Origin of the sequence: Pseudoalteromonas sp. NBT06-2 (assembly GCF_002276045.1) — a bacterium.
Lineage (GTDB): Bacteria > Pseudomonadota > Gammaproteobacteria > Enterobacterales > Alteromonadaceae > Pseudoalteromonas.
Window position 1 is genome coordinate 1 of the sequence record NZ_NQMR01000187.1, and the last position, 11,087, is coordinate 11,087.

12 protein-coding genes and 1 pseudogene are annotated in these 11,087 nt (G+C 37.9%); 8 read left to right on the forward strand and 5 right to left on the reverse strand.

The features are described 5' to 3' along the window. The first annotated feature begins 324 nt into the window (after positions 1–324). The 3 genes from CJF42_RS23250 (at position 325) to CJF42_RS23260 (ending at position 3,754) form a co-directional block, all read left to right on the forward strand. Complete coding sequence (locus CJF42_RS23250) at positions 325–1,185, forward strand: GH25 family lysozyme (RefSeq protein ID WP_095368941.1); 861 nt, start codon at positions 325–327, stop codon at positions 1,183–1,185. Beyond that, entirely contained in the window at positions 1,182–2,894 is a 1,713-nt protein-coding gene (locus CJF42_RS23255) for a hypothetical protein (RefSeq protein ID WP_095368942.1), read from the forward strand. The genes CJF42_RS23250 and CJF42_RS23255 overlap by 4 nt, the downstream gene beginning before the upstream one ends. A gap of 281 nt (positions 2,895–3,175) precedes the next feature. Continuing rightward, a complete protein-coding gene (locus tag CJF42_RS23260) occupies positions 3,176–3,754 on the forward strand; it encodes a hypothetical protein (protein ID WP_095368943.1) in 579 nt (192 codons plus the stop codon). A 34-nt stretch (positions 3,755–3,788) separates the two neighbouring features. On the opposite strand, the gene CJF42_RS26985 is transcribed toward CJF42_RS23260, so the two are convergent. Beyond that, entirely contained in the window at positions 3,789–4,010 is a 222-nt protein-coding gene (locus tag CJF42_RS26985) for a hypothetical protein (protein WP_170940727.1), read from the reverse strand. 170 nt (positions 4,011–4,180) lie between these two features. Between CJF42_RS26985 and CJF42_RS23270 the strand changes: the two genes are divergently transcribed. Beyond that, positions 4,181–4,414 (forward strand): hypothetical protein, encoded by a 234-nt coding sequence (locus CJF42_RS23270; protein ID WP_170940725.1) that lies wholly within the window; start codon positions 4,181–4,183, stop codon positions 4,412–4,414. Continuing rightward, positions 4,368–4,829 carry a hypothetical protein gene (locus CJF42_RS27765; RefSeq protein WP_170940726.1) on the forward strand — a complete coding sequence of 154 codons (462 nt, stop codon included), beginning with the start codon at positions 4,368–4,370 and terminating at the stop codon, positions 4,827–4,829. The genes CJF42_RS23270 and CJF42_RS27765 overlap by 47 nt, the downstream gene beginning before the upstream one ends. 36 nt (positions 4,830–4,865) lie before the next feature. Here CJF42_RS27765 and CJF42_RS28865 read toward each other — a convergent pair. The 4 genes and pseudogenes from CJF42_RS28865 to CJF42_RS23290 all read right to left on the reverse strand — a co-directional run. Beyond that, positions 4,866–5,024 (reverse strand): annotated as a pseudogene (locus CJF42_RS28865) (helix-turn-helix domain-containing protein); the annotation flags it as partial. Positions 5,025–5,172: 148 nt separating this feature from the next. Next, positions 5,173–6,732: an MAC/perforin domain-containing protein gene (locus CJF42_RS23280; RefSeq protein ID WP_095368945.1), complete on the reverse strand. Its 1,560-nt coding sequence runs from the start codon at positions 6,730–6,732 to the stop codon at positions 5,173–5,175. A 175-nt stretch (positions 6,733–6,907) separates the two neighbouring features. Then, on the reverse strand, positions 6,908–7,615 hold the full coding sequence (locus CJF42_RS23285; RefSeq protein WP_095368946.1) for a hypothetical protein: 708 nt from the start codon (positions 7,613–7,615) through the stop codon (positions 6,908–6,910). Between the two features lie 296 nt (positions 7,616–7,911). After that, the gene (locus CJF42_RS23290; protein ID WP_095368947.1) at positions 7,912–8,211 is read right to left on the reverse strand and encodes a transposase; all 300 of its coding nucleotides are present in this window, start codon (positions 8,209–8,211) and stop codon (positions 7,912–7,914) included. A gap of 13 nt (positions 8,212–8,224) precedes the next feature. Between CJF42_RS23290 and CJF42_RS29410 the strand changes: the two genes are divergently transcribed. The 3 genes from CJF42_RS29410 (at position 8,225) to CJF42_RS23305 (ending at position 10,592) form a co-directional block, all read left to right on the forward strand. After that, a complete protein-coding gene (locus tag CJF42_RS29410; RefSeq protein WP_095368948.1) occupies positions 8,225–8,425 on the forward strand; it encodes a CatA-like O-acetyltransferase in 201 nt (66 codons plus the stop codon). Between the two features lie 71 nt (positions 8,426–8,496). Then, a complete protein-coding gene (locus tag CJF42_RS23300; RefSeq protein ID WP_095368949.1) occupies positions 8,497–9,153 on the forward strand; it encodes a phosphatase PAP2 family protein in 657 nt (218 codons plus the stop codon). A gap of 257 nt (positions 9,154–9,410) precedes the next feature. Then, positions 9,411–10,592, forward strand: a complete 1,182-nt coding sequence (locus tag CJF42_RS23305) for a hypothetical protein (protein WP_095368950.1) — start codon at positions 9,411–9,413, stop codon at positions 10,590–10,592. Positions 10,593–11,087: the final 495 nt, after the last annotated feature.

The window sequence follows — 11,087 nt, forward strand, 5'->3', positions numbered from 1 at the left end:
ATAGATAGCGGATTTATTGCTTGCCCTGGATAATGTCATGTGATAGCGAGTATGACATAACAAAATGAGTTAGTATGTGATCCATTGCCGTCAGTTGCGGTGATCTATTCGCCATTGCGGCTGATGTCTATATATTATAACGATTTTTAATTAATCATGTTTCATTTATAGCCGCGGAAAGCAGGTATAATGCTACATATCGAGAGGCTATGCATCTAATGCTAATTGCCAGCTCACTCGATAAATTGGCAATCACCTTTAACTTTGCAATCAGCCGCACCAAATAATAATGGCTTACAGAGTGTAAATAGATAGGAAATCAACATGAAAATAGCGTTATTCAAATTCGTTGGGGTCATGGGAATGGCGATGATACTTATTTGTATCATCGGCCAGACATCCCCAAACAAATCGGCACAACAAAACCAAACTGACGTACCCCATACAGCACAGACCGAAATAAGCTTATTGAAGCACGCCATTGCGCATTTTAAGCAGCAAGCTCAGGCTGATTTTGCAGCCGTAGCCCAAAAAGTAAAACATCAACCGAGCTCACATGTGGTAGGTACCTATTATGGTATTGATGTTTCTCATTATCAGGGTGATTTGTTATCGGAATTATCCAAAAAAAACCGATTGCGCTTTATCATCACTAAGGCCACCAATGGTGACTCAGAAGTTGACCCCATGTTTTACAAAAACTGGCAACTGGTAGAACAATCTGATCGCATTCGTGGTGCCTATCATTTTTATCTCAGCAAAGATAATCCACAGCAACAGGCTCGCCACTTTGTCAACACCGTCGGTAAGTGGCATGCCAATGACATCCCCCCCATTGTGGATATCGAAGCGGCGGGTGTATCTAGCGACACACAAATTAAAAACCTGCAACAAGACTTATTGAGCTTCCTCAATTATGTGGAAGTGCATACCAAACGCTTGCCCATGATTTACAGTAATTACGCTTTTGCGCAGCAATGGCTAAATAACACCGAATTTTCTCGTTATCCACTTTGGATCGCAGACTACACCAAGGCAAAAACCCCTAATGTACCGAATACCTGGAAACAAAAAGGGGCGCTCATTTGGCAACATTCAGACAGTTACCAGCTGGACTCGGACGATGTGGATTTCGACGTTTTTCACGGTAAATTATCGAATTTAACTGGGAGCAGCCACTTATGAACAATGCAATCAACATGACATCCAACTCCTCATTCATTATCAACTATATTTATCTGATTAGACTACTGGCGGTCTTTGCCATCGTCATTATCAGTTTTGCCAGCATCGAGCAAGATGCCCTTGCCACTGTAGTGGCGGTCAATGAAAAAAGTATGGGCTCATTGTTATTGCTAACTGAGTTAAAGCAATTACTGTCAGCCGTATCCAGCATTCATATCGCCTTTATTGAAGGGGCGATTACCGACGTTGTGACCTCACTGGATAAAGCAGAGAATATGCTATTTGTTTCTACAGTACTGACAACTGTGCAAATGTTGATCTTAAAGTTAAGTCTGCTGGATGTGTTTAAATATGCTTCCGTATTGTGCTTGGTACTGTCTTTTATCACTTGGAGCCAACGGATTTCACTCAAGGTGCTATTGGTGCTGTTGATGGTTTCTCCTGGGCTTGCCCTTTACAGCAACAGTGTGCATGTTGTGTCTGATGATCTGGCAAAGGTGATTGAGGGCGATCTCTATAGCAAACTTGCGCTCCTCACTAAAGAACTGGATAAAGAAAAAAACACCCTACTTAAAAAGCATCAAGAAGAGATGAAGAAAGTCAAAAATTCCCATTCAGACTTTAAATGGTTTCATAAATTGGTGGCAGACGTATCATACGATTTCGACGATGTGAAAGACAACATCGAAGGTGATTATAAAACCTTGTTCACCTTGGTAAAAGGCGGTGGCAAAGCCATCTTAAAAGAAACCATCGCCTACTTTTCGAAACTGTTCTTTTTAGTGTTTTTGCTACCCTTTGGTTATTTTTATCTGACTTATGTCGTGGTACGTTATTCATTTCCCAAGGTTCCGTATAGCGAAATTCAAATACTGGATAAACTGGAAAAGGACATCAGCCAAAACAAGCATAACTTGTTGTCGGCTATTCGCTCAAAAGGAGGCCTGTTCAAAGGAATGGCACTTTGGATAAGGCATACTTTTGTCGCCCCTGTAAAACAGATGATTAAAACTGTTGATGCGGGGGTAAAAACCGATACTCAAAGCGCTATAAGGGAAAGCGAAAACCACATAAAAATGGAAATAGAAGCAAAAGATAACGAGATTAAAAGTAGTATTATCAAAGTCGAAAAAAGAATACCTAACGACTTAGCCATACTAAAACAAAAAGCCCACAACGCCATTCAATCCCGTATCAATTCGCTCAATCAGCACCTTATCAATACGACTGAACATATAAGAGATAGTATTAGCAATGTGGTAGAAAAATGTGAAGCACATGAAAAACAGGCTATGTTGAAGATATTACAATCCTGTGAAGATCGTTTGCAAACCAGAATTTTATCGGTCACAGACAAGATAAAAGAGCTTGAAACCCACACTGAACACGCTATTGAATTTCAGTTCCAAAAGGCCCTTAATACCTCAGAAGGTTGGATTCAACAAGAACAACAAGCGTTAATTCAGGAGGCGAAAGCGCAAATCGAGTCGGTGGTATCCTGCTGCCAGACACATATCAGTGATTTTCTCAACACGCTGGAGCAAGAGGCACAAAATACAGCCACTACTGAGATGATAATAATCAAGGATGATATTAAAGCCAAAACCGATTGCGTAGTGAGCGAATTAACAGATGAAGGAGGTAAGTTGATAACGGACTTAAAAGTTCACTTAAACACCATTGCGAAAAATGCGAAAAGTATCAGCTAGTCAACTACCAGCAAACATTAAAAAAGAGACCTTTCACGGTCTCTTTTTTATTTCAACACCTTTATAACCACTTGTTTTTCAGTGACTTTACTGTAACTCACGACATAGGTGAAATATCGTGAAATATCTATTCCCCCCGCCTTCTAATAAGCTAATTCCCGTGGTCAAAACTTACCGATAAGTTCCAGCAAAAAGGACTTTTAAAGGAAAGCTTGGACCGTAACAACAGTGTACAAAACATTTACTTAATTAACGTCCAAATAATTACACGGAGATCGATTATGACAACTAAAGTCAATAAATTTAATGCGGGAACAGGTAGCTTCCAAAAGAAAACAAAACCTGGTTCAACTGCGTTTGCAATGAGCAGCTCAAGTTGGTTAACTCTACAAACCTTCTTTAATAATGTCGCGGTATTGCCTTCCACTACTGCTGCTCTAGCGACCAATATGGGGCCGGGCGCGCCTTCTGATATGAGCGACTATGAAAAATTAGTGGCCTTATACGCAAAGATGATAACGCAAGATTCAGGCTTTACCACAACACTTTATCCTTCGATTGTTGAGCTGGCGTCAGACGTATATAACTACGCTGAAGCGGTCCCTGAATATTACGCTGGCTTACAGGAACTAATCAGTCCATTGAGTGCTACGCCAGCACCAACGGGACAGGCTCTAACTACCATCCAAACCAATTTGACTGCTGTGCTTGATCAGTTAGCTAGCAACATTTCCCCGTTTATCACTAAGGCGGGTAATGTCAAAGCTGAACTTAATACGCTTGTGAACAAACTGGAAACCTATTTAACTACTTTGGGCAGTGACTCACCTCAACCTAAGGGATCGGGCTACTGGCAATAATATAACACAGAATACGGTGCAAACAGTGCAACTTTTAAAAATTTAGTAAAAGAAATTGCCACACTCTCGGCAGACTTACATCAGTATCAAGCACAATATACCCAAGCCACTTCAAGATGTGAGGTTCAGGACTGCTGAGCAATTCATGATCTAGGCGCATCTTTGCATTAATGGTTACTCCCTTAAAAAAAGATGGACCGGCAATATGCTCCTGCATTGCTCTAGTACCTACATCCATGCAGGCAACAACGAGCATGATTTGCTCAGAAGTCCCTGTAAGGTTGGTTTATAAATGCTTTATGCAGCGTTATTGATTTTGAAAAGGGAATAACCATGTTCTTCAATCAATGCCTTGCCTAAAGCATTTCTAATTCCAACTGAATCCTGCATCTTGAAGTGGTTTGGGTATATAACCACGATGTTATCGTGGCAGCGACATCAGCGACTTATGGATGGCTTTTCCCATTCGGCACTATCGCCGCCGGAATCACAGCAGGTATTTATGGTGCAAAAGCGACCAAGGCTAAAAAAGCAATTGAAGGGGCAACGTCTTTGATCACAACCAAGAATCAGAAAGAACAAGCTGACATGGCCATGATGAATGACTTAAATCTTGTTTGCAGCAATATCCAGAAAGCAGTGGAACATCAAATTAGATAATGCCAATTTCGCTGGCTTGGACCGAGTCCGCTTTACCTGTGTACGCATCTGGTTAATGGGTGACGGCTTATATCCCGAGTCAGGGCAGTCGACCGTTACCATCAATGTGGGCACCTCCGGACATTATCAGGACAGGTATCAATCTAAGCAATTTAATTTTGCTAGTACCGCCTTTAACAAACGCTTTGAATATTTCGTTAACAATCCTGATGCTACTCAACATGACATTCAGCTAGGCACAGGTTCAAGCCTACAAGGTACAGTGGCCGTAGATGCTTCTGCTGCTCCGGGTCAGGGGAACGAATACTTTATACCAACGCCATTTGCTAATTGGAATATCTCGCTGCAAGGGCTTATGGAGTTGTTTGTTATTTGGTTGAGTCGCGTGCTCGGCTTGCTTAGCAAGTTGCAATAATTCAGCACAATAGTAATAGAAACTTTGACCGTCTTCGGTGAGCCTCATTTTTCTGGTGGTTCTCTGTATTAATTGAGTGTCACATCTAAGTTCTAGTTTTTTTAAATGCTGACTGACCATAGACCGACTGATCCCTAATTCATCAGCCGCTGCTGTGAGGGAGCCTTGTTCGACAACATTGGCGAAGACCAACATACGGTGTTGCAGCTCTGTTTGTCGAGTGAGGGATTGTTATTATGCCTTTCAGGCACATGCTCGGCGCAACATGTTGCGCCGAGCATAGATCTTTTCTTTATGCACAAAGCGGTCACCGAGTGAAAAGGCTCAGTGATCAGCATGATTATTAGACTGTGGTTGAATAACAGGCATAAATGTAATCACCACCGGCATCTTCAATCAGATTTTGTTTGATTTTGGTAAACTCGTACGGAGCCGATATATTTGGATTGTCTCCTTTAATGACTCGTAAATCTTTAATCGACAAGGTGTCGTTATAAGGTTCTTTTTTTATGCAAAAATAGATGTGTTTACCACCTGCATCAGCGTTGAGATTTACACTGAGCTTAGTGAAGCCCTTAGGGGCTTTCTCTTTACCTTTGATGGTTGTTAACCCTGTAATACAGTATGGGTTACCTTGCAGATCTTCGCTATTGACAGCTTGTGTGTGATAGCACAGATAAACGTAATCTCCCCCGGCGCCTTTATTGAGATCAGTATTAATTTTGCTATAGCCAGCAGGTACGTCCACCTTGGAGCTATTACCTTGTATCACAATAATGTCGTCGATATAATTAGATAACACTTGGTTTTTTCGCGTTTGTGCAGGCAGCCATACCTCTGTGTAGTAACGATGCATGGCATCCCTATCTTTAGTGTGTTTACACAGCTCCCATATACCGGTTAAGCCATTTTTTTGCATAAAATCAATAAAGTCTGGCGAAGTACGTACTGTTTCAGTCCAAGCATAAAAATCATTTAGATCTGATGAGAACACCTTGGTAGCCTCAATACCCTTCCCACCATAAACACTGTGTTTAGAGCTGGAATTTTTTTTGAAACTGTTGATGGACTTCTTATACTTTGTTTGAGCTTCTGCCGATAGTTGGCCAGTTAAACTTTGATAAGCTGCCTTGGCGACCATTTCATTGGAGGAGCTTTCTTTTACGGCAATTTTATTGGTTGAGGATGAAAAAATCGTTTTTCCTCCCATAATAATGCCGCTTAAAAAGTGACTGCCATATTTGTTAAACAAACGGTCATAGGCCGCTTCTCGCTCTTTTTTTTCTTTTTTTTCTTTTTTAAGCTTTGTTTTGTCATCTGCGCTTAACTTGGATTCAATTTTTTCAAACACATTTTTTTTATGATTTTTTTTATGTATGGTGATATTGTCAATATCTTTTAAGACACCTGGGTATAATAAGCTCCTCAGTTTGGCGTAATCAGGGCGAACCGCCAGTGACCAAAGTGTAATTGTTTGCTCAATACGGCTAAATTGGTTTTCAGCATTAACGGCGCTTTCACTATTAAAGTCATTGTTGATAGATCCTGAAAACCAACCTGTTTCACCTTCTGCGGCAATACTAACAGACAGATTTTTTTGGTAGTCATGGATAGTCATACCACTGACCGAAGAATATAGCGAGCCATCCTGTTGGTGAGCATCAACTTGCTGGGGGATCACATAGTCTTGATTGAATAATACCGGCGTACTGTTATCTTTTTGCCAGTTAAATAATTGTACAATAATGCTTTTTGGTGAAGCGATGTCGCCAAAAATATCATAACCTGCTCCCAATGCTTCAACGCCGGGCAGATAGCCTTCATTTAAGCTCGATGTTTGACGGAGACTTTGTAACTGGGTTGCAGCATATACTGTAGGAGTGATTTTATGGGTGGTTGTCATTGATTATATCCTTTCGTGATCAGTGTTATTTTTCTGCCGAGTATTAAGTAGAATAAACGGCCTTTTGGCTAAAATCTAAAGTATACATTTTAACTTTTAGCTTGTTTATGCCACTGGTATGGCTATTTATTAACGATATTTTGCCTAGAACAATTTAAATAAGACAAGTAGTGTATTATTGATCTCCAACAGAGCACTCATCACAAGGCTGCTCTTTCAACATCCAAGCATTAGTATTAGTTACTCTCCATATCTCCTTAGCGAAAACTCTTCTTGTTTTTGAATTTGTAAAAGTAACGCTAACCGTAGCGCCCCATTTTCCACTTTTAATAAACGGTTGACCTCGGTCATGTATGAAAGCTGTTGCATCGAAATAACCAACTGAGTGAGGAGAGTTACAATCAGTACAAGTTACATTTATTCTTTCAAGCCCATTATTAGCTTGAATGGACATATCTCTTTCAACAGATGATTTTCGTGAGTGTTGTGAGTCGTACTCTTTTAAAAATGCATCTAACTTACTAACATCTAATAATAAATATGAAGCAAGCTTTGATTGCTGTTCGTTCATTATTTTTTTTAAATCAGCTCGTAACTTAGCAGGAACCTCATCCTCAAGACCTACAAGAGATACAATTTGTTGATATTCATCAAAAGAGTTTAATTTGTCAAAGTGAGGTTTATCCACTACATTTTCATCATATAATCGCTCAAGTAACTGTGACGCGATTAAAAAATCTTTGGCTGGTATTTCAACTTTTTTAGCAAAATTAATCATTCTACTTTCAAAATCCCCAACAACCATTGAGCTATTAGCCAAAGCATATGAAGAGACAAGAGCCATAGAGGCTACTAATATGGATTTTTTAATTATTTGTTTCACTTAATTTCCTTATTATAATACACACTTAGAGTAAGTATTATTTCAGGAACATTATTACCCATTTAACTTTTTTGTCAACTTAATTAACCATAACTTGTTTATGAGAAGGTAATTAAACTAGGTTAAATTCGAGAAAAAGAATAAAAACACCTACACTTAATCTGGTGCAAATATATTATAGAAAAACCCCTTCACTGGATGAAACAGCCGGGTAAGTTCCATTTCGTCACCACAATAGGCGCATGACAGAGGATTTCGCCCCGCCACTTCTTCAAAAAAATCTGCGTATCTTAATGCTAAACCAAATCATCAGCAATACGGGCTATCACTTCATACCATTTTTTAAAATTCGCTGTTGCCTGTAATCCGTAATACCTTACTCGCTGAAAACCTTTCGGCAGTATGTGCTGCACCATTCGACCAATGAATGCCTCAACATCTACCCATTCATATTGAATTGCTTTCGTACGATGTGACTTGTAGTAGTATGTTACTTGCCCATTATCATAAGCCGTTATCCTTGAGACACCTATCGGTGGGGAAGCGAGGTATTTAGTTAAGTACCGTAATAAACCTTTATAGTGTTTTGTTGGCACTTACTTACCTAATATGAACTTCACATCTTTTCAAGTGCATCGAAATAGACTTAAAACTGGGCGCCCTTTATTTTATTTTGGAAAAAGAGTGCAAACAGCTGATTCATTATTTATTCCTTTGAGTATTAGTATTGACCACGCAAATACTGATCCTTTTGTTTTAGATAGATTAATATCTAGTTTTCAAAGTTACCTTTGTAATAATATTCATTAAATACAGTTCCCCTCCCTAGGGTGCTGTAAACTATTAGCAGCACTCTATTTTTATTATGTTTTTGGTTATTTATGAATAATGTTGTATCAATTGCTTTATTGGCCGTTTTTGTCTCTTTCACTTCATACCTATTTGATTTTACTTGGTTAGAACTAGGTGCGAATTTAAGTGATTTTAGTTGGATTATTAACTTAACATCAGGCAGTGGTTCGCTAATGGTGATTACCTGTTTGGCTTTAATATTAACGGGTTTATATACCCAAAATAAAAAACATTATTTTAAAACTTTAGCCAGATTCCTCTGTTTTATTTTAATGCTGATTGTTTGTGTATTGAGCTTAAAAAGTTCAGTTGAGGTGAAGCGCCCTTTTCAGGTTTTATTATCAGAGCCAAGTATGAGTTGCACTAAAGTGCAAGCTGTTAAATGCGTTAAGCCAATTAATATAGCAAATTGGCAAAAATCACACTGGGAGAATGAATCAAGGTTTTCATTGCCATCAGGTCATGCCGCATTCACTTTTTTTATCACCACTTTCTTTAGCTTATTACTTTATAAAAACGGATATAAAATATTAACTCTTGGTTTATTTTCATGGACTGTATTGGTTTCTTATTCTAGATTATTAATAGGAGTGCATTGGCCGCTAGATATATTAATAGGTGCTGTTATGGGGATTGTTTTTGGTTATTTAAGTTTCATACCAAGTAGCTTTAAATTAAGACCTTAAATTGATGACATTAAAAATTATATAGGCTGCATTTATGCAGTTTTTTGTATTGGCTCTTTTTATTACTATTTGAAGCATAACCTACAGTTCATTACTTACCCGTACTTACACGCACTTACAAACGCTTACCCTAAATACAGCTTAATTATGGATAATTAAGCCCTATTAAAAACAAACATTATTACCTGAGCATATTTGAAATTGTTTCATTAATGTCAAATGTAATAGGCACTGATTCTTTATTGAAGGATACAAAAATGAAAAAAAAACTATTAGTAACTTCCCTTATTGTTTGTTTAACAGCATGTAATGATAAAAAAGATAAGAGCAATACAGCGATTACGCCAACTAACCCTGAGCCTACAGAGTTAGCGACTGAGTTAGATGAAACACTGCTAAAACAAATTAAAAAAACCATGGATTTGGTTGAAACAGATAAGTTATGGCAAGGATATGATTATAAATCAGTACCACAATATTTTATTCGTAGAGAAAACAATAACCCAGTTACTGCATTTGTTATTAACCCACAATCTAATATCGAGCATGCAATAAAACTTGGTGATAATGAATCACATGGACTAAATGTAGTACAACTAGAAGAAAGCATGATTAACGCAGTTGATAAACTAAAGGCTGGTAACGATTTATATGATTATGATTTTAAGATCGATGGCAAAGAATATTACATTCAAGCTTACACTAAAAATAGTGTCGACATTAAAAACCCGATGACTACGAGTGCATTCTCTTTGGCTGTGCATGAAGTTTTTCATGCATACCAAGGCAAAAACTTTAAAAGTCCAACTCATTACGAACAGTTAGCTTTTGATAAATTCGATACTTACCCTCTTACTGATGAATTATTATCGTTACAGCTTATGTTAATGGAGTTATTAAAAGGCTTTCCTGAAGAGAGCATCACTCAACCCGCAGCTAAAGAGGCGCTTAAAAAGTATTATGTAATAATTAACGAAATGCTAAAACGTGATCCAACAGCTCATAGTGGTTATAAAACTGGATTGATATATAAGCATGGTTTAGGACAAGAGCTTTTTGAAGGAAGTGCATTATATATTGACCAAATGGTAAGCCGAAAGGTATTAGCGATAACTAGTGAAAATAAATTTATTTATAGCGCGCCTTTTAAGATGGATCAAGTCATTGACGGTTATGTACCTTTGACGACAAAGAAAGATGTAATAGATTATTTTGCATTTAACGTTTTTTATTATACTGGCTCAAGTGCGATATGGCTGTTGCAGCGAGCAGGATATGATATAAAAAATTTAGAACAAGGTATTTATCCGTTTGATGCAGCTAAGGGATACTTAGCATTATCTGAAGTAGAAGAAATAAACTTACTTTCAGAATTAAAATTAGATGCTAGATGGCCAAAAGCCATGGTCGCTGCGAAGCGCTATAATGCTATAGATTAGTTCGAATTTATAAAGATCTATTTTGTTTTTGGAGATGACCTTTAAGATACATTTTACTTAAAGGTCATATATTTAAAAATAAGCTCCAATTGATAATAAATACGTGTTTCAAGCGCTAGTTTTAAAGGATCTGCGCCATTTTTTCTGGCGTATTCAGCGACTAGTGGGGTTTATTGGTAATGTTTTTATATATATATTGAATTTGGTCTCGATAGTTTATCTATATACTCCTGTTATAGACATCAAAGGTTTTTGATATCCCTAAATAACTTGTTGTTTTTTGCGAGTACTTAAAGTTCCAAGTCTTATTTATCTCCATCTAATCAATTAAAACGCTGAACCTTTTTAAGTTCGTTCTCAATATCAAATGAGGTAATCGTATTACCATTTTAGCAAATACTTGTATGGTCTAAAAAGGTTCGCTTCTTTAGTTGTAACCTATAAAATTCGATTGTCCCCAACTTTTGATTATCGGTAAAGTTCATATTGAATGGG

Bases quoted from the DNA above. Each gene is read 5' to 3' on its own strand.
- CJF42_RS29410 (WP_095368948.1), top strand. From the start codon at position 8,225: ATGAACTTCACATCTTTTCAAGTGCATCGAAATAGACTTAAAACTGGG.
- CJF42_RS23280 (WP_095368945.1), bottom strand. From the start codon at position 6,732: ATGACAACCACCCATAAAATCACTCCTACAGTATATGCTGCAACCCAG.
- CJF42_RS23255 (WP_095368942.1), top strand. From the start codon at position 1,182: ATGAACAATGCAATCAACATGACATCCAACTCCTCATTCATTATCAAC.
- CJF42_RS23250 (WP_095368941.1), top strand. From the start codon at position 325: ATGAAAATAGCGTTATTCAAATTCGTTGGGGTCATGGGAATGGCGATG.
- CJF42_RS23305 (WP_095368950.1), top strand. From the start codon at position 9,411: ATGAAAAAAAAACTATTAGTAACTTCCCTTATTGTTTGTTTAACAGCA.
- CJF42_RS23260 (WP_095368943.1), top strand. From the start codon at position 3,176: ATGACAACTAAAGTCAATAAATTTAATGCGGGAACAGGTAGCTTCCAA.
- CJF42_RS23300 (WP_095368949.1), top strand. From the start codon at position 8,497: ATGAATAATGTTGTATCAATTGCTTTATTGGCCGTTTTTGTCTCTTTC.
- CJF42_RS26985 (WP_170940727.1), bottom strand. From the start codon at position 4,010: ATGCTCGTTGTTGCCTGCATGGATGTAGGTACTAGAGCAATGCAGGAG.